The 21,276-nt window shown below is 68.5% G+C and carries 21 protein-coding genes; 4 read left to right on the forward strand and 17 right to left on the reverse strand.

Annotation, left to right across the window (positions count from 1 at the left end):
* Window positions 1–17 precede the first annotated feature (17 nt).
* Together ACWDPV_RS16260 and ACWDPV_RS16265 are read left to right on the forward strand one after the other, a co-directional pair.
* Window positions 18–665, forward strand: a complete 648-nt coding sequence (locus ACWDPV_RS16260; protein WP_449743831.1) for an alpha/beta hydrolase family protein — start codon at window positions 18–20, stop codon at window positions 663–665.
* The gene (locus ACWDPV_RS16265) at window positions 662–1,087 is read left to right on the forward strand and encodes a type II toxin-antitoxin system PemK/MazF family toxin (RefSeq protein ID WP_348807921.1); all 426 of its coding nucleotides are present in this window, start codon (window positions 662–664) and stop codon (window positions 1,085–1,087) included. Before ACWDPV_RS16260 ends, ACWDPV_RS16265 begins: the two co-directional genes overlap by 4 nt.
* A gap of 27 nt (window positions 1,088–1,114) precedes the next feature.
* Here the strand turns inward: ACWDPV_RS16265 and ACWDPV_RS16270 are convergent, their stop codons facing one another.
* The 4 genes from ACWDPV_RS16270 to ACWDPV_RS16285 all read right to left on the reverse strand — a co-directional run bounded on the left by ACWDPV_RS16270 (window position 1,115) and on the right by ACWDPV_RS16285 (window position 5,980).
* Window positions 1,115–1,963: a transglutaminase family protein gene (locus ACWDPV_RS16270; protein WP_348806728.1), complete on the reverse strand. Its 849-nt coding sequence runs from the start codon at window positions 1,961–1,963 to the stop codon at window positions 1,115–1,117.
* Window positions 1,960–2,943, reverse strand: a complete 984-nt coding sequence (locus ACWDPV_RS16275; protein WP_449743832.1) for an alpha-E domain-containing protein — start codon at window positions 2,941–2,943, stop codon at window positions 1,960–1,962. The genes ACWDPV_RS16270 and ACWDPV_RS16275 overlap by 4 nt, the downstream gene beginning before the upstream one ends.
* Complete coding sequence (locus tag ACWDPV_RS16280) at window positions 2,940–4,745, reverse strand: circularly permuted type 2 ATP-grasp protein (RefSeq protein WP_449743833.1); 1,806 nt, start codon at window positions 4,743–4,745, stop codon at window positions 2,940–2,942. Before ACWDPV_RS16280 ends, ACWDPV_RS16275 begins: the two co-directional genes overlap by 4 nt.
* Before the next feature lie 71 nt (window positions 4,746–4,816).
* On the reverse strand, window positions 4,817–5,980 hold the full coding sequence (locus ACWDPV_RS16285; protein WP_348806725.1) for a sulfotransferase family protein: 1,164 nt from the start codon (window positions 5,978–5,980) through the stop codon (window positions 4,817–4,819).
* Between the two features lie 264 nt (window positions 5,981–6,244).
* On the opposite strand from ACWDPV_RS16285, the gene rpsT reads away from it, so the two are divergent.
* Entirely contained in the window at window positions 6,245–6,505 is a 261-nt protein-coding gene (gene rpsT, locus ACWDPV_RS16290) for a 30S ribosomal protein S20 (protein ID WP_348806724.1), read from the forward strand.
* Between the two features lie 192 nt (window positions 6,506–6,697).
* Here rpsT and holA read toward each other — a convergent pair whose 3' ends face one another.
* The 12 genes from holA to ACWDPV_RS16350 form a co-directional block, all read right to left on the reverse strand.
* Window positions 6,698–7,675 (reverse strand): DNA polymerase III subunit delta, encoded by a 978-nt coding sequence (holA, locus tag ACWDPV_RS16295; RefSeq protein WP_449743834.1) that lies wholly within the window; start codon window positions 7,673–7,675, stop codon window positions 6,698–6,700.
* Window positions 7,663–9,201: a ComEC/Rec2 family competence protein gene (locus ACWDPV_RS16300; protein WP_449743835.1), complete on the reverse strand. Its 1,539-nt coding sequence runs from the start codon at window positions 9,199–9,201 to the stop codon at window positions 7,663–7,665. The genes holA and ACWDPV_RS16300 overlap by 13 nt, the downstream gene beginning before the upstream one ends.
* Entirely contained in the window at window positions 9,202–10,086 is an 885-nt protein-coding gene (locus ACWDPV_RS16305) for a ComEA family DNA-binding protein (RefSeq protein ID WP_449743836.1), read from the reverse strand.
* A gap of 461 nt (window positions 10,087–10,547) precedes the next feature.
* A complete protein-coding gene (locus ACWDPV_RS16310; protein ID WP_449743837.1) occupies window positions 10,548–11,411 on the reverse strand; it encodes a DegV family protein in 864 nt (287 codons plus the stop codon).
* Window positions 11,412–11,495: 84 nt separating this feature from the next.
* Entirely contained in the window at window positions 11,496–12,254 is a 759-nt protein-coding gene (gene octT, locus ACWDPV_RS16315; protein WP_449743838.1) for a diglucosylglycerate octanoyltransferase, read from the reverse strand.
* A gap of 10 nt (window positions 12,255–12,264) precedes the next feature.
* Window positions 12,265–12,978: a histidine phosphatase family protein gene (locus tag ACWDPV_RS16320; protein ID WP_449743839.1), complete on the reverse strand. Its 714-nt coding sequence runs from the start codon at window positions 12,976–12,978 to the stop codon at window positions 12,265–12,267.
* Window positions 12,975–13,421, reverse strand: coding sequence for a ribosome silencing factor (rsfS, locus tag ACWDPV_RS16325; protein ID WP_449743840.1), 447 nt, complete (start codon window positions 13,419–13,421; stop codon window positions 12,975–12,977). The genes ACWDPV_RS16320 and rsfS overlap by 4 nt, the downstream gene beginning before the upstream one ends.
* Before the next feature lie 67 nt (window positions 13,422–13,488).
* Window positions 13,489–14,295 carry a nicotinate-nucleotide adenylyltransferase gene (gene nadD / locus ACWDPV_RS16330; RefSeq protein ID WP_449743841.1) on the reverse strand — a complete coding sequence of 269 codons (807 nt, stop codon included), beginning with the start codon at window positions 14,293–14,295 and terminating at the stop codon, window positions 13,489–13,491.
* 49 nt (window positions 14,296–14,344) lie between these two features.
* Window positions 14,345–15,772, reverse strand: coding sequence for a vWA domain-containing protein (locus tag ACWDPV_RS16335; RefSeq protein WP_348806716.1), 1,428 nt, complete (start codon window positions 15,770–15,772; stop codon window positions 14,345–14,347).
* A gap of 22 nt (window positions 15,773–15,794) precedes the next feature.
* Window positions 15,795–16,706 carry an AAA family ATPase gene (locus ACWDPV_RS16340; protein ID WP_449743842.1) on the reverse strand — a complete coding sequence of 304 codons (912 nt, stop codon included), beginning with the start codon at window positions 16,704–16,706 and terminating at the stop codon, window positions 15,795–15,797.
* Between the two features lie 14 nt (window positions 16,707–16,720).
* Complete coding sequence (locus tag ACWDPV_RS16345; protein ID WP_449743843.1) at window positions 16,721–17,992, reverse strand: glutamate-5-semialdehyde dehydrogenase; 1,272 nt, start codon at window positions 17,990–17,992, stop codon at window positions 16,721–16,723.
* Between the two features lie 129 nt (window positions 17,993–18,121).
* Window positions 18,122–19,741 carry a molybdopterin-dependent oxidoreductase gene (locus tag ACWDPV_RS16350; protein ID WP_449743844.1) on the reverse strand — a complete coding sequence of 540 codons (1,620 nt, stop codon included), beginning with the start codon at window positions 19,739–19,741 and terminating at the stop codon, window positions 18,122–18,124.
* A 174-nt stretch (window positions 19,742–19,915) separates the two neighbouring features.
* On the opposite strand from ACWDPV_RS16350, the gene ACWDPV_RS16355 reads away from it, so the two are divergent.
* On the forward strand, window positions 19,916–20,608 hold the full coding sequence (locus ACWDPV_RS16355; RefSeq protein WP_449743845.1) for a fasciclin domain-containing protein: 693 nt from the start codon (window positions 19,916–19,918) through the stop codon (window positions 20,606–20,608).
* A gap of 54 nt (window positions 20,609–20,662) precedes the next feature.
* Here the strand turns inward: ACWDPV_RS16355 and ACWDPV_RS16360 are convergent, their stop codons facing one another.
* Window positions 20,663–21,274 carry a GNAT family N-acetyltransferase gene (locus ACWDPV_RS16360; RefSeq protein WP_449743846.1) on the reverse strand — a complete coding sequence of 204 codons (612 nt, stop codon included), beginning with the start codon at window positions 21,272–21,274 and terminating at the stop codon, window positions 20,663–20,665.
* Window positions 21,275–21,276 lie beyond the last annotated feature (2 nt).

Consider the following 21,276-nt stretch of genomic DNA (forward strand, 5'->3'; position numbering starts at 1 on the left):
GAATTAAGTTGGCTGGCATGATCACCGAGTCCCGCTCCGCCGACGGCGTCGTCGCCGATGTGCACCGACCCGACACCGAACCGATCGGCGTCGTGATCCTCGCCCACGGCGCCGGCGGCAATCGTGACGCGAAGATCCTGCACGCCTACGCCGACGAGTTCTGCCGCCGCGGCTATGCGGTGGCGCGAATCGACCTGCCGTATCGGCAACGACGACCCAAGGGCCCACCGAGTCCGTCGACGGCCGCCGCCGACCGCGACGGCATCCGCGCGGCGATCACACTGCTGCGCGACGAGGCGTCCGGGCCGCTCGTCGTCGGTGGGCACTCCTACGGCGGACGCCAGGCGTCGATGGTGATCGCCGAGGACGGCGGCGGCGCGGACCTGTTGCTCCTCAGCAGCTACCCGTTGCATCCGCCCGGCAAACCCGAACGGGCCCGTACCGAGCACCTGCCCGACATCAGCGTCCCGACGGTGATCGTGCACGGCTCGACCGACCCGTTCGCCACCACCGACGAGATCACCGCCGCCATCGCACTGATCGGTGCGCCGCACCGACTCGTCGAGATCGACAAGGCCGGGCACGACCTCAAACCCGACCGCAAGCCCACCGCTCCCCTGGCCGCCGACGCGGTCGCCGACCTGCTCACCGGAGGAACCCGATGACCCCGACGCCGCAATACCGGCCCACTGCCGACCTCGCGCGCCACGTCGTCTACGCCCCTGACATCGACGGCGCAGCCGACCCGGGCGAAATCGTGTGGACGTGGGTGGTGTACGAGGACGACCCGCATCAGGGCAAGGACCGGCCGGTCCTGGTGATGGGCCGCACCGCCCGCGCCGACGCCGACGCCGACGACATGCTGCTCGGGCTGATGTTGTCGAGCCGGGACCGCCGGCGCGACGACGAGAACTGGATGGAACTCGGCAGCGGCACATGGGATGCCGAGGGCCGCGACAGTTTCGTCCGCCTCGACCGCATCATCCTCGTCGCCGAAACCGGCATCCGTCGCGAGGGCGCGATCCTCGAGCGCGCGCGCTTCGATCGCATCGCCGCCCGGCTGCGCAGCGAATACGGCTGGGCCTGAGCACGGCCGGCCCTGAGGGCCCGCGGCTCAGGCCAGTCGGGTGATCTCCACGACGACGTCGAGATCGGTGGCCTGTCCACCGGTGTAGATGCCCTTGAGCGGCGACACGTCGGAGTAGTCGCGTCCGACCCCCACCGAGACATGCTGTTCGCTGATCGGGGTGTCGTTGGTCGGGTCGTACCCCCACCAACCACCGGTCCACGCCTCGATCCACGCGTGACTCTGCCCCTCGACGGTCTTGTTGATCGCCGCATTCGGCTTCGGATGCAGGTAGCCCGAGACGTATCGCGACGGGATGCCCAGGCCACGCAGCATCAGCAGGGTCAGGTGGGCGTAGTCCTGGCACACACCCTTGCGTTCGTTCCACGCGTCGACCGCGGTGGTGTGCACGCCGGTGGTGCCCGGAACGTACTCCATCTCCTGATGGACGTACCGGCAGATCGTCTCCACCGCCTCCTCCGGATCCAGCCCCTTGGTCAGGCGCCGGGCGGTAGCCACCAACGACCGGTTGCGTGGCACATAGGCGGTGTTGGACAGCATCTCGTCGTAGCGGTCCTCGACCTCCGCGTTGCGGATGCCCTCCCAATCGCGTTTGCGGTCGTCGTCGGGGCGTTCGCCGGCCTCGGTCTCCACCACCGACATCCCCGACACCTCGAGTTCCTCGTGCGGGGCGTGCAGGTCGAAGGCGGTGACCGCCGACCCCCAGTAGTCGGTGTATCGGTAGGAGCGGGTGGCGGGCACCGTCTCGACGCGGTTGACGATGACGTTCTGCCGGTTGTCGCTGCGCGGAGTCAACCGGGCCTCGTTGTACGACGAGGTCACCGGGCTCTTGTAGGCGAAGCCCGTCGAATGCACGACCCTCAGTCGCCAGCTCACAGTTCACTCTCCTCGATGACGTGCTCTTCGCCGTCGCTCACCCGGGCATCGGCCCACGACACATATGGCGACACATGGAAGTACTGGTTGGTGACGGCCTCGTTGACCGCTCGGCAGGTGTCCTGCAGGTCGAGTAGGCGGTCCTGCAGGCCGTCGAGCAGATCGCCCGGCTCCAGGAATTCCAGCGAGCTACGTGCCCGACCCAGCAGGAGCACCGCCTCGGCCTGGGCGCCGGTGCGGCTGGGGCCCTTCTCCAGGTCGGCGAGGTTGTGTTCGGCGACCGACAGGGCATGGAACACCGACCGCGGGAACAGGCGATCGAGCAACATGAACTCGACGATGTTCTCGGCGTTGAGCACGCCTCGGTAGGTGCGCAGGAAGGTGTCGTGGGCCCCCGCCGACACCAGCACGTTGACCCACGCGGGCGAACCGGCCCGGTCACCGGCACGGGCCAGCAGCATGCGGATCGTCATGTCGACCCGTTCCACCGACCGCCCCAGCAGCAGGTATCGGTAGCCGTCGTCGTGGCTGAGGGTGGCGTCCGCCAGGCCGGCGAACATCGCGGCACGATTCTTGACGTAGCTGAGGAACTCGTGCGGACCGAGGCGCCGGGCCCGGCGCTCGGAGTCGGCGAGGCCGTTGTACGTCGTGTTGAGGCACTCCCACATCTCGCTGGAGGTGACCTCCCGGGCGCCGCGGGCATTCTCGCGGGCCGACCGGATCAGATCGACGATCGATCCGACGGCATCCTTGTTGTAGGCGACCCGCTCGGTCAGCGCCCACACGTCGAGTTCGTCGTCGATGTCGGGAACCTCGAGACCGAGGACCTGGATCACCCGGCGCACGTGTTCGTCGACATCGGCCGTGGTGTCCTCGAGCAGCTGATGAATCGCCACGTCGAGGATGCGGGCCATGTCGTCGGCTCGTTCGACGTACCGTCCGATCCAGTAGAGCGACTCGGCGTTACGCGCGAGCATCATCGGAGATCACCGCCTTGTCGGGAACGCTTCTGCGACTGGGATTGGGATTGGGACTGCGACTGGGATTGCGGGTGACCCTGCCCCGACTGCTGTTGTTGCTGCGTCTGCTGGAGCAGCGGATCCGGGGCACTCTCGGCCGGGCGTGCCGCGGCCACCCCGCTCTTGTTGACCACCTTCACCCCGGCGAGTTCACGCTCCCCCTCGGAGCTGCGCGAGGCCAGCACCCAGGTGTCCTTCGATCCACCGCCCTGGCTGGAGTTGACCACCAGCGACCCCTCCGGCAGGGCGACTCGGGTCAACCCGCCGGGCAGCACCCACACCGACTCGCCGTCGTTGACCGCGAAGGGCCGCAGATCCACGTGCCGCGGGCTGAGCTGATCGCCGGCCTTCGTCGGCACCGTCGACAACTGCACCACCGGCTGCGCGATCCAGCCGCGCGGATCGCTGCGGACCTTGCGCGCCAGGGTGTCGAGTTCGGCCTTGGTGGCGTCGGGACCGAAGACGATCCCGTATCCACCGGAACCCTCCACCGGCTTGACGACGAGTTCGTCGATGCGATCGAGGACCTCCTCGCATTCCTCGGGCAACCAGCATCGCAGGGTGTCGACGTTGGAGATGATCGGTTTCTCACCGAGGTAGTAGTCGATGATCTCGGGCACATAGGTGTAGATCAGTTTGTCGTCACCGACGCCGTTGCCGACCGCCGAGGAGATCACCACGTTGCCCGCCCGTGCGGCGTTGAGCAGGCCCGCCACGCCGAGCATCGAATCCGGACGGAACTGCATCGGGTCGAGGAAGTCGTCGTCGATGCGTCGGTAGATGACGTCGACGCGTTGCTCACCCTCGGTGGTGCGCATGTAGACCACGTTGTCGCGACAGAACAGGTCTCGGCCTTCGACGAGCTCGACGCCCATGAGCCGGGCGAGCAGCGAATGCTCGAAGTAGGCGGAGTTGGCCACACCCGGGGTGAGCACGACGATGTTGGGGTCGGCCTCGTTGAAGGCCGCCGATGCGCGCAGGGCGCGCAGCAGGTGGCCTGGGTAGTCGGCCACGGCCCGGACCCGGTGGGAGGAGAACAGGTCGGGGAAAACCCGTGCCATGGTGCGCCGGTTCTCCATGACGTAGGACACGCCCGAGGGCGATCGCAGGTTGTCCTCCAGCACCCGGAAGTCGCCGTTGGCATCGCGGATCAGGTCGATGCCGGCGACGTGGATACGAACCCCGTTGGGCGGACGGATGTTTGCGGCCTGCCGATGGAAATGTTCACACGAGTGCACCAGACGTTTGGGCAGCACACCGTCACGCAGGATCTCCTGCTCTCCGTAGATGTCGTCGAGGAACAGTTCCAGTGCCTGCACCCGCTGGGTGATCCCGGCCTCGAGTTTGGACCACTCCGATGCCGAAATCACGCGTGGCACAACGTCCAACGGGAAGGGACGTTCCTTTCCCGACAGCGAGAAGGTGACACCCTGATCGATGAAGGCGCGTCCGAGCGCGTCGATACGCGCGTCGATGTCGGCGCGTTCGGATTGCGCCATGACCTTGAAGATGCCGCGGTAGGCCGGGCGGACCTCGCCGTCGGCGTCGAACATCTCGTCAAAGGCCCGGCCGAACGACTTGGCATTCTCATATCCCGCGAAAATCCCTGTTGCCGTGGGCTTTTCGGATACCTTGACCGATTTCGACCGGCCACCCCGCCCATTCGACGCCGACTTGGCATCCGCGGACTTCGGGGTGGAGGCCTTTCCGGCGGCAGTCTTGCGCGCCTTCTTGGCCGACGAATCAGTCGATGTAGGGCTCATGGGTGACATGTTGCCTCAGATCGCCCGACTCGGCATGGTGGTCGGGCCGCGCGTCGCGGCCACCACCACCATCACGCGTCCCGCGAAACCCGACGCAGGCCGAGCAGGCGTCGTCGGGAGCGCCGCACGACATCCTTCGCCCGCGTGCGCAGACGCCGCGCCTCGACCGGGATCGGCATGACCTTGATCACCTCGGCCAACGTGTCCAGTGCCACATCGAGGACCTCGTCGGTGGACGGTTCGAGCGTCGCCGAGTCGACGTCACGGCTCACCCCGAGATCGGTGATGCTGCCGACCACCCGATATCCCGCCGAGGTGATCGCCGCGGTCATCGCCTGGGCCTGACTGGCCGCCCACACCCGGTGCGATGCCGAGAGTCCCTGCGCCGGCCCCCGGGGTTGAGCGCCCATGATCTGCGCGACGACGATCTTCTTGACGATGTTCTCGTAGCGCTGCCACTCGATGTCCTCGGGCTGCAGCCGCAGGTTGAGCGCGCGGACGCAATCCGCCTGCGCGGCCGACAACGACAGGTTCAGCTCGGCCACCTCAACGGTCAACGGGTCGGGATCGACGCCGAGGACACCCAGGAATCGCTCCCACAGGCCGTCACCTGCCACCCCGCGGGTGCGTGGCACCGTCACCACGTGGACCCGATCGCCGCCGACCTGCGCGGCCCATCGCGCCAGGATCGCGACGTAGTCCTGGAATTCCCAGAAGGGTTCCTCCTCGACCGCCACACCGGCGGGCAGGTCGGCGGGAGCGGGTTGCCCCGGCCCCGGCCGCGAATGCGCACGCACCGACTCGACGAACTCGGTGAACGAGGCCCGGCGCTGATTCTTCACATTCTCCTGCCACGACGACGGAAGCTGGCGGGCGAGGTCACGAACGGTGGCGATCACGTGCACCTCGTCGGCGAAGGACACGTCGTCGAGCAGGGTCGCGATCTGTGCCTCGTTGGCCGTCGAAAACAACTCGTGAGAGATCAACGACGACCCCGGCCACGCCTTCATCTGAGCGACCATCGTCGGCCAGACGTCGGCGAACGCCGGATCGACCCAGTCCAGATACCGCTCGGGCTGCAGATGAACGGCGGCGTGGAAGTGATCAGCCATCGAGTTGCCCGGATACAGCAGTCCGGACTCCCGCAGCGCGAGGTCACGGTTACGCCAGAGCCGGTTCTGCACATGGGTGGTGCCGGTCTTGGGAAGTCCTACATGGATGTATACAACTGACATGATGGGAGTCACCGTAGCGGTGATTCCCCTACGTTCACTGTGCACCGCCCCGGAGGTGCTCCCGCGACGATTTGGGTGCGCCGGTTTCCGGCTGGTAAACTCGATCGCTGTCGCAGTGTCGATCCGGACCGTCCCTGGCCACCGTATCCGACCTGCTCGGGGCTGGACCCGGACGCGGCGCGCGAGCGCAACTCCGGAACCCGCCGACGAAGACCAGACACCGAACGACCAACAACACCGAACGAACAGACGAGGTAGACACGCGTGGCAAACATCAAGTCGCAGATCAAGCGTAACCGGACCAACGAGGTCCGCCGTCAGCGCAACCAGTCGGTGCGCTCGTCGCTGCGTACCGCCATCCGCGGATTCCGCGAGGCCGTCGACGCCGGCGACAAGGACAAGGCCGGCGAGCTCCTCGCCAGCACCAGCCGCAAGCTGGACAAGGCTGCCGGCAAGGGCGTCATCCACGCCAACCAGGCCGCCAACAAGAAGTCGGCGATGGCGCTGGCTCTCAACAAGCTCTGATCCTCGACTGAGCCGACAACGGCCCGCAGCGCGCCCCAACCGAGCGGCAGCGCCGGGACGTTGACACGCACCTTCCACCCCGGTGACTCCCACGCGGTCACCGGGGTGGAGTGCGTGGTGGCGCCACGACATGTCGACGCGACGCCGAGTACTGGAGCAGGTCGGGCGACGATGCGCCGGAATTCGCCTCGCTCAGCCGGCGCGGCGCCGGCCACCCGGACGCAGCGAGGCCACCCGCGCCACGGCGTCCGTCAGTGCGAAGTCCGCGTCGGCAGCCTGACCCTTCACATCCCCGTTGAGGCCGGCCACCACGACCACCGCCGCGGCGATCGACTCCGAATCCCACGCCCGGCCCTGCGCCTGGGCGTTCTTCACGCGTTTCGGTGACATGCCGAGTTCGGCGGCCGCGAAGGCGTCGACGTTGCCCAGGGCCCGGACCCGGGCGATGGCGTGCACGGCCTCGGCGAGCGCATCGGCGAGGAGCACGCGGGGGACACCGTGATGCATCGCCCAGGCCAACGACTCCAGCGCTCCCGACCGATCCCCCGCCACGGCCTTGTCGGCCACCTCGAATCCCGTCACCTCCGGCCGGCCCTGGTAGTACAGACGCACCGAGTCCTCGTCGACCTTGCCGCCGGTGTCGGCCACCAACTGACTGCACGCCGCGGCCAGTTCTCGAAGCTGAGCCCCCACCGACTCGACGATCAATTCCACGACGTCGTTGGACACCCGCACCCCCAGGGTGCGGAACTCGTTGCGTACGAAGGCAATCCGCTCCGACGGCCACCGGGGCGCGACACATTCGTGTTCGACGGCACCGGCCTTGCGCAGATCGCCGGCCAACGCTTTGGCCCGGCCGCCGCCGGTGTGGATCACCAGCAGGGTGATGCCGTCGGGCAGAGCGCGTGCCGTCTCGGCGATCAGCGCGGCCGGTTGTTTCCCCGCCTCGGCGGCGGACTCGATCACCACGATCCGCTCGTCGGCGAACAACGACGGACTGAGCAGTTCGGCCAGCTCGGGACCGGTGACATCACCGGCCCGCACCCGGGTCACGGGCACGTCGACCCCACTCGCCGCCGAGCGTTCGGCGGCGACGGCGTCGACGACGCGGCCGGTCAGGAAATCGTCGTCGCCGGTGAGCAGATGCAGACGTTCGGTCACGGCGCCCATCGTGCCAGACCGCGCCGACACCGGGCGAGGGCTCCTCGCCCCACCGCAACGCCATGCGGTGCACCGAACCGGATGAGGACCGCCGCCACCACCGTGGCCACCCCGACCCACAGCGCGCCCATCGCACCGTCGGGCACCTCGAACACCGCCCACCGCAGCCCACCGAGGTGACGCGCGCAGCCGATCAGCCACCACATCTCCGGTGCCATCGTGCGAATCAGGAACTCCGAGAACATGATCGGCAGCCCGTCGTCGACGCCGAAGGCACCGACGACCGCCGCCGACGTGCCCACCAGCCCGATCACCGCCACCACCGGCGCCACCGCCACATTGGCCACCACCGACACCACACTCACGGTCCCCGTCAGATACGCGATCATCGGCGCGGACACGAGTTGCGCGGCGATGGCCATCGCCGCCAGCTCCGCCACCCCGGCCGGAACCCGAATTCGCCGCAGTCCGTCGCGCAATCCCGGCGCCAGCACAACCAGTCCCGCGGTCGCCACCACCGACAGCACGAATCCCGGTTCCCTGGACAACTCCGGCCACCACAACACCGCACCGATCACCGCGGCACCGAGCGCCGGCAACGCCTGCGCGCGCCGCGCCGACAGCACCGCCAGCAGGCCGACGGCGCCCATGATCGCGGCACGCAGCACGCTCGGCGACGGCCGCACCAGAATCACGAATCCGAGGATCGTCACCGCCCCCGCGACGGCGACCACCCGGGGCGAACCACCCGCGAGCCGCACGGCCACGATCACCACACCCACCACCAGCGAGAAGTTGGCGCCGGAGACGGCCGTGAGATGGAGCAGTCCGGCGGCGCGGAAGTCCTCCCGCAGATCCTCGGACACCGCGCTCTCGTCTCCGAGGACGAGCCCGGGAAACAGTCCCGACGCGTCGGGGGCCAACGCACGGGACGCGCTCTGCTGCAGACGGTTCCTGATGTGGGAAGCGGCCCGCTGCAGCGGCGGCGGACGGCCGAGGAGGTGGGGCGCTCCGACCGCGTCAAGTCGGGCCACCGACAGGGTGGCGGGGCGGGGTGGACGCACCGAGACCACCACCTGCAACCGCTGTCCGGGCACCAGCCCCACCCAGTCCTCGGTTCGTCCGGTGAGTTCGGCACTCGCCCGCCGGACCGGCCGACGGGCCAGGGTCTCGATCTCGACCCGGGCCCGGATCCGTCCCGCCGCCGCCGGACCGAACGCGGTCGGATCCTCACGCAGCGTGATCACCATCGTCGTCTTGCCGTGCACGTCGGTGACGGGGTGACGATCGGACACTTCCAACCGCAACGCGATGGCAGTCGCGGCGCTCACCGCCAGTCCCGCACAGATCACCACGGGGCCGACGAGATCCCACCGCAGGGTCCCGGACCACCACAGCCCGGCCATCACGACCCCGCCGACCGCGGCGATCACGGCCACCGTCATCGCTCCGGCCGGCGAACACGACAGGCAGAGCGCCGTCACCGCCCAGACCACCACCGCGGGCCCCACCAACCGCGCATCCGCGTCCCGCATTCACACGGTGACCAGATCGCGCAGCTTGGCCAGGCGGGCCGGACCGATTCCGTCGACCTCGCCGAGCTGATCCACCGAAGAGAATCCCCCACTGCGGCTGCGCCACTCGATGATCGCCTTGGCGGTCACCGGCCCGACACCCGGCAACGCATCCAATTCGGTTTCCGACGCCGTGTTCAGATTGACCAGCCCACCACCGGACGCCGTCGCACCCGACCCACCCGCGCCGGAGCCCGGTGCCCCGCTTGATGCGGTCCCGGAATCCGTTGCGCTCGAAGCGGTTCCCGCGCCCGACACGACAGCACTGCGCATCGTCATCCGACCTTCCGGCCCGGCATACCCGACCAGCACCTGATCGCCGTCCCGCAGCACCTGCGCCAGATTGAGCGACACGGTGTCGGCACCCGCGCGCGCACCGCCCGCGGCCGCGATCGCATCGGCCACCCGGGCCGAGGAGCGCAGCGTCACCAGTCCCGGACGGTGGACGAGCCCGACGACGCTGACCACCAGGGTGGCCGTCGGCGTCGGCGGTGCCACCACCTCCGAGGATGCCGAGGCGCCCGGTGACGCCGGCGCCGGTGCCGGCGGTGAACTCGCCCCCGGTGCCGGGAAGTCCACGGCCGGGGCCGCTTCCGATGTCCGAAGAAGTCCGAATCCTGCTGCGGCACAGGCGATGATGCCGATCAGAATGATGGCGATGGCCGCCGGGGGCGCCACCGCGAACCGCCGCGCCGGCGGATCGCCGTCCGGCTCGTCATCGTCGTCCCGCCCGTCGGGATCATCGAGGTCACCGATCCCGAAACCGGTCGGACCGGGCGACGACGACAACGGCGACGACGAACGAGGCGATCCGCCGGCCGGGGTCAGCCAGGCCGGCGTCGCCACCACGGGCCACCCGTCGCCATCACCGCCCGGGCCAGGCCCCGCGTCACCATCCACATCTTCCTCGGTGGAATCATGTTCGGGCGCAACATATTCTGGAGGAACATACTCTGGAGGCACGTACTCTGGAGGCACATGGTCGGGCTCGCCGTGGTCCGGTGCACGATAGTCCGGCACGGGGGAATCCGCATCGCCCGGATCAGGGCCGTCACCTCCCGCCGCTGCGCGGCCGACCACCTGCCGGGCGGGGACCGCGGCCAATCGATCCAGCGCGGATCGGCGTCGAGGGTTGCGGTGACCGCCATCGCCGCCCGATCGAGGGATCTGTGCCGAATCGCTCATGGCGACGACGGTAGGAGATCACCCTCGCCCCGATCGTGCGGATTCCGCCCGGCCCGCCCGATCCTGTGGACGCAGGCCCGATTGTGGACAGTCGCTCGTCGCGCAACGCGGTGCCGTCGGTGTCAGGACAGGTCGTCGGCGCCCACGATCGGGTCGAGATGGCTGGTCAGCACCACCCCGACCGCGCCCGGCCCGATGTGGCTGCCGAGGATCGGTCCCAGATCGACGGTCAGCTGAGATGTCACCCCGCGGAGTCGACCGCGCAGCGTCTCGGCGACCTCGGCCGCGAGGTCGGGGGCCTGACAGTGCTGGATACCGAGGGTCATCGGGCGGCCGTCGGCGAACTCGACGGCGGCGTCGACCATCCGCGACATCGCCTTCGAGAAGGTACGCTGCCTCTCCCGCAGGACCAGCAAGCCGTCGTCGATCGCCAGGATCGGTTTGATCGACAGGGCCGACCCCAGCAGTTTGCTGGCCGCGCTGATCCGTCCGCTGTTGCGCAGATTGTCGAGATTCTGCACACAGATCATCGACTCCGTCACCGACGCCTGCCGGATCGCGGCCTCGTACACCCGGTCGCGATCGTCACCGGCCGCAGCCCCCTGGGCGGCCCCGATGGCGGCGAAACCCAGTCCCAGCCCGACCGCACGTGAATCCACCACCCGGATCTGCCCGGGATACTCCTCGGCCGCCAACCGCGCCGCGCTCCAGGTGCCGGACAAGCGCCGCGACATCATCACCGCCACCACACCGTCACCTGCGCCGGCGTCCACCGCCCGGCCGAAAGCCTCGGTCAACTCCTGCGGATTGGCACCCGAGGTGGTCACCCCGGCACGGGTGATCAGGTCGTCGGGGATGTCGTCGACGCCCTCCCGGAAATCGTCGCCGTCGAGCGCCAGATGCAACGGCACCACCGAGATCCGGTAGTGATCGGCCACCGCTTGCGGGATCCGCGACGAGGAATCTGTGACGACAACGACAGGCACTCGTCTACGTTAGCCGGTGCATCCACACCCGCCGACGACGGTGCAGATCACCGGCGGCGCCCCGGGTCAGGACGCCAAACCGCCTCACCGGCGGAGGGCGGCCTCCGCGACCGCGGCGACGGCGTCGGCGATCTGACGATGACAGTCGAACCCCCAATGGATGCCGTCCGGATTCATCTCGGCCGCCGGATCGGCGAAGGCATCACGGGTGATCGGATGGAGATCGACGATCGGCAGGGCATGCTCACGAGCCCACCGTCGCATCGCCGCGGTCGTCGGGATGCGACCGGAATGCACATGCCCGTAGTACGGACTGTGATGCGTCGACGGCAGACATACGACGATGGGCAGGTCGGGCCGCAGGTGGGACAGTGCCGCGCGCGTCTTCTCGAGGTACTCGACGGTGACCCGCGGCGGCAACGCCATCGGCCACCCCGCGCGCGACGCCCGCGGTTGCACCCACTGATAGCCGTCACGCACCACCTGCCGCAAACGTGCCGGGCGCACATAGCGGATCTGCTCACGCAGCGCAGTCGGCAGCGGCGACGGCAGACTGTCCATGCCACCCACGGCCAGGATCACCAGACGGGCGCTCGGGACCGCCGCCCAGATGTTCGGGTCCTGCGTCAAAGCCCACCAGATGTCACGACTGGTCCAGCCGACCCGCCCGAACAGGCGAGTGTGCAAGTGGAGCTCTCGTCCCACGATCGACGGCCAGATACGCTCGTCGTCGGCGGGCAACCCACCCCGGGGACCGTAGTACGCCAAGGAATCTGACAGCACCAGCAGCCCGGGCTCCGCGACCGGATCCGTTCGCCGCTCCCCCGTCGACGCCGATGTCACTGAATCGCCGTCACTGGATCGCCGAATCGGCCACCTCGGCCGAGGCATTCCAGACGTCCAGACGCCACTTCGGCGGTTCACCCGCCGGCCCGTGACCCGACAGCTGCACCCAGCTCGTGTTGGCGAGGCCGCCGAGCACCGGCCACCGCGCCACCGGCAGATCCAGCAGCGCCGCCGTCAACGCCGCGATGATCCCACCGTGGGCGACCAGCACCACCGGACCCTCACCCGACTCGCCGGTACCCCAATCCTGTGCCTCCGCAACCAGTTCGGTCACCACCGGCACCGACCTGGCCGCCACGTCGACACGACTCTCACCACCCGGCGGACGCCACGTCGCATCATCACGCCACACCGCACGCGCACCCGGCATCGCCGCATCGACCTCCAGATGCGTCATGCCCTGCCAGTCACCGAGATGGGTTTCCCGCAACCGCTCGTCGGTGCTCACGTCCAGCCCGGTCGCCCGCGCCAACGCCTCCGCCGTGTCACGGGCACGACGCAGATCCGACGACCGGATGCTAATCGGATTCTTCTCGGCCAGAGCCGAGGCGACCGTTTTCGCCTGCTGCACACCGAGTTCGGACAAATCGGTGTCCAACTGTCCCTGCATCCGGCTCGTCGCGTTGTACCCGGTCTGACCGTGCCGCAACAGAATCAACCGACGCACCACCGGCGTGAGCCGTTCGACCGAGGTATCCCCCTGGTCGGGATCGCCGCTCACTGCCCGGAACCGATCTCGGTTTCGGACGCCTCGGTTTCGGACGCCTCGGTATCGGACGCCTCGGTTTCGGACACCTCGGGATCGGACTCAGCGGTGATCTCGACCGTCGGACAGTCCTTCCACAACGCCTCGAGCGCATAGAACGCACGCTCGTCGCTGTGCTGGATGTGGACCACCACATCGATGTAATCCAAAAGCGCCCAACGACCTTCGCGGGTACCCTCGCGGCGCACCGGTTGATACCCGGCCTCGCGCATCTTGTCCTCGACCTCATCGGTGATCGCATTGACCTGCCGCTCATTGTCGGCGGATGCGATCACGAACAGATCGGTGATGACGAGTTGCTCGGACACATCGATGACCGACACGTCATGGCCGAGTTTGTCCTCGGCGGCCAACGCGGCCACCCGCGCCATCGCCAGTGCCTCCGGTGATGCAGTCACACAAGTCCTTTCACTGCGTTGCACTCCACTGCCGTCGGCGCCGAACACCCGACGACCGATACTTCCGTCACGGCGCCGACACTCTCGGCGAGTTATTCCGGAGCGGACGGTACAACCGACGTTTCGCGATGTATTGCACCACACCATCGGGCACCAGGTACCACACCGGGCGGCCTTGCGCCGCCCGCTCACGGCACTCCGTCGACGAGATGGCCAGGGCCGGGATCTCCAGCATCTGCAGGGTATCCGGCGGCAACTTCTGCAGATGCTGGGCCAGATGGCTGGCGTTGAGCTCATATCCGGGGCGGGACACACCCACGAAGTTCGCGAGCTCGAACAATTCTTCCCAGTTCTGCCAGCCCAGAATCGACTCCAACGCATCCGCACCGGTGATGAAGTACAACTCGGCATCGGGGAGAATCGCCCGCAGATCACGCAACGTGTCGACCGTGTAGGTGAAACCCTCACGATCGATGTCCACACGACTCACCGAGAACCGCGGATTCGACGCCGTGGCGATCACCGTCATGAGATACCGATCCTCGGCCGGACTCACCGACCGGCTGTGATCATCCTCGCCGGACGCCGTCGCAGCGCCATCAGACCCATCGGCCCCGCTCGCTCCGCTCCCGGCGTCGGCCACACTCGACCCGCTCGCTCCGCTCCCGGCGTCGGCCTCACTCGACCCGCTCGCTCCGCTCCCGGCGTCGGCCAACTTCTGCCACGGCCGCCCCGTCGGCACGAAGATCACCTCATGCAGCGAGAACCGGTGCGCCACCTCGCTCGCGGCCACCAGGTGACCGTTGTGGATGGGATCGAACGTCCCACCCATCACACCGATACGACGGCGCACCTGCGGGCGGTCGGAGGACATGAAGGGTCAGTCTAGCCGGTCGGGCGGTTCGAGCCGCCGATCACGGCGCTCATACCGGCAGCAACTCGCCGATCACCTTCGCCAACTGCATGGCGTTGCGGCACTCGAACATGTCGATGACCTCGGAATACTCATCGGCGGCGGAGTCACCGGTACCCCAGTCCCGACCCTCCTCCGGGTTGAGCCAGTACGCATGCCGGGCCCGCTCCACCAACTGTGCCAGCAACTCCACCCGCGCGAACCCGAAGTTGGTGCGGGCGTCACCGAGGATCAGCAACGCGCCACGATGGGTCAACGAATCCGCGTACTCCTCGACGAACCCGCGCAGCATGTTCCCGTAGTCGGAGTGGCCGTCGCGGGTGATCAACCGGGCGGTCGAGATCATCCGGTGCATCGCCGCCTTCGCGTCACCACCGAAGCCGACATCGGCGTCGTTGCGCGGGTCGAAGAGATCGGTCACCTCGTCGACGGTGTCGATGAAGGCGAACACCCGCACCTTGGAGAACTGCTGACGCAGCGCATACACGAGGTTGAGGGTGAACTGCGAGAACCCCGCCACTGACCCCGATACGTCACAGATCACGATCAGTTCGGGCTTACCGGGACGCGGTTTACGGTGCCGCAGGTCGATCGGCACGCCCCCGGTCGACATCGACGCACGCAACGTCGACCGCACATCCACCGCACCCCGATGGGCGCGTCGGCGGCGGATCTCCAGACGAGACGCCAACAACCGCGCCAGCGGATCGATCGTCCGACGCAACTGCGCCTGCTCCTTGGCACCCGCGGTGAGGAAGGTGATGTTCTCCGGCAACGACGGCACCGCGTACTGCCCGACCCGCTCGCGGCCGTTGCGGCCGGCCATCCGACGCTGCGTCTCCCGCTCGATCGCCGCCCGCACCGCAGCCGCCCGGTCCCGCGCGGCGCGACGGAACATCGGTTCGGTACCGACCTCGAGATCGGCCGGGGCCCCACCGGCCATGGCCGCCGCGATCCGCGCGATCAGGGTCTGCGGATCGATGGACGACAACGCCTGATAGGCCGAATATGCTTGGCCCCGAACCGATTCGTACCGCCCGAGCTGCTCGACGATCTCGGCGACCATCGCATCGAGACGGCCGTCTGAGTCGGCCTCCGGATCGGCGAGCAACGCCGCCAACGCGTCCCGCGTGGCCGCGATGTCGACCTCACCCTCCTCGGTGGTCGGTAACTCGTCGACGACGGTCCGCGCACCCGGAGCGGCGGGGAACCACAGATCGAAGAGCCGATCGAAGGCCGGACGATGCAGATGATCGTCGAGCAGGGTGGCGGCCAGGCCCTCGCGCAGACTGGTGCGGTCGAGCAAATCGAGCACCTCCACCGCGCGCGCCGCATCGATCAGATTCGACGGACCCACCACCATCCCGCGGCGACGCAACTCGTCCACGAAGCCCGTCAGATGCGCGATGAACGGCGCGGTCTGCACCTCGGAACCCATCACCGCCTCCGATCCCGAGGTGTCACCCCAGTTTGAGTTCTTTGATCGCCGTCGTCAGATCCGGCCGATGCTTGAGCACCACGCCCAGGGTCCGCGCGATCAGTCCATTGTCCAGACCCCGCACGGACGGGGCGCCCTCGACGCCGTCACCGACACCGAGGGCCAGCAGCGTGTTCGCCCAATCGATGGTCTCGGCGACCGACGGCTTCTTGCGGATGTCGAGGGTGCGCAGCACGCCGACGACGCGCACCAGTTCCGCCGCCAGCGAATCCGACAGCGCGGGCACCCGGGACGCGAGAATTTCCTTCTCCCGCTTGGCATCCGGGAAATCGATGTAGAGATACAGGCAGCGACGTTTGAGCGCCTCCGACAACTCACGGGTGGCATTGGAGGTCAGCAACACCACCGGACGTCGCGCCGCGACCACCGTCCCCATCTCCGGGATCGTGACGGCGAAATCGCTCAGCACCTCCAGCAGCAGACCCTCCATGTCCACGTCGGCCTTGTCGATCTCGTCGATCAACAGCACCGTCGCCCCCGGCCGCGAGATCGCGGTCAGCAACGGCCGCGGCAACAGGAACTCCTCGGAGAAGATGTCGGTCTTCGCCTCGGCCCAGTCACGGGTGCCGGTGGCCTGGATGTGCAGGATCTGCTTGGCGTGATTCCACTCGTAGAGCGCGCGGGCCTCGTCGATGCCCTCGTAGCACTGCAGGCGCACCAACTCGGCGTCGGTCGCCGCCGCGATGGCGCGGGCGAGTTCGGTCTTGCCGACGCCGGCAGGCCCCTCCACCAGCAGCGGCTTGCCCAGCCGGTCGGCCAGGAAGGTGGCGGTGGCCGTCGCGTCGTCGGCGAGATAGCCGGTGTCGCGCAGCCGGGCGGCCACATCGGGCACACCGGAAAACGACGGCTGCACAGACGATTCGGTGGCAGTCATGACGTCGACTCCCCTCACGCCGGCCGGATGTGGCCGTCGCCCCACACGACCCACTTGGTGGAGGTCAGTTCCGGCAGACCCATCGGACCCCGGGCATGCAGCTTCTGCGTAGAGATCCCGATCTCGGCGCCGAAGCCGAACTGCTCACCGTCGGTGAACGCGGTCGACGCGTTGACCATCACCGCAGCCGCATCCACCCGGTCGGTGAACTCTTGTGCCGCAGCCAGATCCGTGGTGATGATCGCCTCGGTGTGTCCGGTGCCGTAGGTGTCGATGTGACTGATCGCGGCGTCGATGTCGTCGACGACCTTCATCGCGATATCCAGGGACAGGTACTCCTCCGCCCAGTCGGTGTCGTCGGCGGGTTCCATGTCCGACTCGTCGCCGTGGATCACCACCCCCTGCGACCGCAGGGCCTGGGTGATCTTCGGCATCGCCTCGGCCGCGATCGTCTTGTCGATGAGCACGGTCTCGGCGGCATTGCAGACACTCGGCCGCCGCGTCTTGGCGTTGAGGACGATGCGTGTCGCGACGTCGACGTCGGCGAGGGCGTGAACGTATACGTGGCAGTTGCCGGTGCCGGTCTCGATCGTGGGCACCGTGGCACCCGCCACCACCGCCTGGATCAGGCCCGCACCGCCGCGCGGGATCACCACGTCGACGAGCCCGCGGGCGCGGATCAGTGCGGTGACGCTGGACCGATCCTCGCTGGGCAGCAACGCCACCGCATCCGGGGTCACCCCGTTGTCGCGCAACACCTCCCGCAGGATGCGCACCAGTTCGGCGTTCGACGACGCCGCCGACGACGATCCGCGCAGCAGCACCGCGTTGCCGGATTTGAAGGCAATGCCGAAGGCGTCGACGGTGACGTTGGGCCGCGCTTCGTAGACGATGCCGACCACACCGAGCGGCACGCGTTCCTGACGCAACCGCAGCCCGTTGGGAAGGGTCTTGCCGGCGATCACCTCACCGATCGGATCCGGTAGAGCCGCCACCTGCCGCAGTCCACCGGCGATGCCCGCGACGCGTTCGGGCGTCAGGCGCAGCCGGTCCAGGAGACTGTCCTCCATACCGGATTCCTGCCCGCGCTCGAGATCGTCGGCGTTGGCGGCGACGATCGACTCGGTGGCCGCCTCGATCGCATCGGCAGCGGCGATCAACGCCTCGTTCTTGGCGATCGTGGTCAGCCGGCCCAGCGATCGTGACGCGGACTTGGCGGCCTTGGCCAGCGCGGTGACCTCCTGCTCGACGTCGGTGTCGGCGGGGCTCACGGCGGGTGCGCTCATCGGTTCCTCCCGGGGGATCTCGCACGGTCGGGCGCGGACTATGTCGACCACCAGACTACGTGCGGTGTGCCCCTCACCCAACGACGACCCCGACTCCCACATTCCGGTGTCCACACCGACGCGATCGGGTCAGTCCTGCACCCGGAAGACCCGGCTGTGCCATCCGGTGGCGCCGTCGGGGATGGGCGGCACCCGATCCTCCGGTTGAGTGGCACCGGTGGCGTCGGTGGCCCGGCATTCGACGGTGTGCAGTCCCGGTGCGGCGTCCCACTCCCAGGACCATTGCCGCCACGTGTCGGTGGAGTACTCGCGGGCGAGCGTCGCCGTCTGCCACGGTCCGCCGTCGACGCGGACCTCGACCCGACGCACCCCGCGATGCTGTGCCCACGCGGTACCGGCGACAACCACCGGGCCGGGCGGCAGGACCGCCAGCGGGGCCGGCCGGTCGATGCGGGAGGCGGTCTTGATCGGCGCCCGCACGCCCCACCCGCGTCGCGTCCAGTAGGCCTGCGCCTGATCGAAGCGCGTGATCTCCCAGTCGACCACCCACTTGCATGCCGAGACATAGCCGTAGAGGCCGGGAATCACCTGCCGCACCGGATAGCCGTGTTCCAACGGCAACGGCTCACCGTTGAGTCCGATCGCCAGCATCGCGTCACGACCGTCACGGACCGCCGACAGCGGGGTGCCGCCCGTCCACCCGTCCACGCTCGTCGACAACAGCATGTCGGCGTCCGGGTGGATCCCGGCCCGCTCCAGCAGCGGCCGCATCGCGTACCCCAGCCAGCGACCGTTACCCGCCAGGTCTCCGCCGACCTCGTTGGAGACACACGTCAGGGTCACGATTCGCTCCATCGCCGGTAGTGCGGTGAGGTCCTCCCACGTCAGTGTCACCTCCTCGTCGACCATGCCGTGAATCCGCAGCGACCACTCGTCGGTGGTCAGCGACGGCACCGCGAGCGCGGTGTCGATGCGGTAGAAGTCCGCGGCCGATGTGAGGAAAGGGGTGGTGCCCGGCACACCGATGTCGACGCCGTCTCCGATCGGCGGCGCCGGGTCGGCTGCGCCGGGCAGTCGTAGTCTCATCCGTTCGGCCATCGCGCCACCGGCAGCCGAGATCGCGCGCACCGCATACTCGGTTGCCGCGATGGCCCCGGCCAGTACCACCGCCACGCCGAGGAATCGGCGCCGCGACCATCCGGCGGCAATCCTCGGATGCCCGCCACAGGTGTCATCACCGGTGTCGTGCCCGGCCGCACCCCGCGCAGACCGGATCGCCGACCGGCCGAACAGCACCAGGACCACCGCACAGACCACCCCCGAGATCAGCGGCGGCAGCACATAAAGCCAGGTGCCGGCGGGACGCAGTACTCCGGCGGTCACTCCGACCGCGGTGAAGGCCACCACCAACCCCACCGCCACGACCGGAGCGCGGGGGTACACCAGACCGGCGACGGCGGACAGCACGACGACGGCCGCACCGACACCGATCAGCAGCGCGATCTTGTCGTGCACCCCGAACGTGTCGATGGCCCACTCGCGGGCGAACGCGGGTGCGTGGTCGACCAGCAGCGCCCCCACCACGCTGATCGGTGCGGCCCGCGGCGCGACCAGGGCCGCGAGCAGATCCCCGACCGCCAGCCCCGCGCCCACCGCCAGGACACCGGCCACCGCGGCGCGTGGCCGGCTCACCTGTCCGGCCGGCGGCCGGTCGTGCTGCGTGCCGTGCACATCGACTTGTCGGGTCATGCCCGGGCATTCGACTGCCGACACGGCTCGGATGGGTCGGGCGCCGGGCCGGCGACCCGGGCGTCGATTTCGGGCGATTCTCGTCGGTGACCCATCCGCCCGACGCCGCCGCCCGAATCACCCTGTGAGACCGGCCAACAGGCCGACCCTCACGTCCACAGACGGGAATTCCCCATGCGTTTCACACCATCCACCCGGATCACCATGGCCGCAGCGACTCTCGTGCTCGGCGCCGGGCTCGTCGCAGGCTGTTCCAGCGATTCCGATTCATCGTCGTCGACCGGCGACATGTCATCGATGACGGGGATGTCGTCGATGCCCATGTCATCGATGCCGATGTCGGGCTCGGCGATGAGCAGCGCCGCACCCGCTGCGGATCTTGTCGGAAGTGGTTGTGCCGCTTACGCGGCTGCCAACCCGACCGGTCCGGCGTCGGTGGACGGGATGGCGACGGCCCCGCTGGCGACCGCGGCAGCCGCCAATCCGATGCTGAAAACCCTGACACAGGCCATCTCCGGCGAGTTGAATCCTCAGGTCAACCTGGTCGACACCCTCAACAACGGGCAGTACACGGTCTTCGCGCCGACCGATGACGCGTTCGCCAAGCTGCCCGCCGCCACGGTCGACAGCCTCAAGACGGACTCGGCGATGTTGACCAAGATCCTGACGTATCACGTTGTGTCCGGCCAGGTTCCGCCGTCGGAGATCGACGGTACCCACAAGACCCTGGAGGGTCAGGAGGTCACCGTCACCGGTTCGGGTGACGACATCAAGGTCAACGACTCCTCCTCGGTCGTGTGTGGTGGGGTGAAGACCGCGAATGCCACGGTGTATCTGGTCGACACCGTGCTGATGCCCCCGAACTGACAGCCCCCGTCGTGGCCGGCGCACCGAGGTGGCCGCGCCGGCCATGGCTCGAGGTCAACATGTGTGTGGCTCAACGGGATTCCTGAAACAGGAGTCCGGCTCGGCGTGATCGCCGCGATCGCGCCGCAGGATGTGGTGACGCGGATCGTCGATCGGGTTGTCCGGCGGGATGTCTCCGGTCGCGACGATCCGGAACCCGGCCCGCTCACAGGCCCGCCACGACCGACGATTCGCGGCCACGACGGCGACGACGACGCACGGTGTGTCCGGGTATCTGTCGAAGGCGTCACAGGCGGCGGCATCGATCATCGCAGCACCGACGCCGTGACCGCGGTCGGCCGGCGCACCGACGAGATAGTCGAGGGTGCGAGCGCCCACCGGGAGGTCGGGGAGCAACCGACGGAAATGCGCCTCGTCCTCCGAATAGTCGCCGACACGACTGCGTTGCACGAGACCCGCTGCCCGCCCGTCGATCTCGGCGATAAGATTCTCGCCGGGTTCGTCACCGTCGACGCCGGCACCGAAGTCACGTTCGACGGCCGCGGGATCACTGTCGTGGCACCACCAGCGCGCCACCTCGGGATCGGCCAGCCATTCGCCGAGCAGGACGAAGTCGGCTCGGGTCAGACGGCGGAAGGTCCATCCCGTGGAGAGGTTCCATCCCATGA

This window comes from Gordonia sp. NPDC003504, from assembly GCF_053587995.1.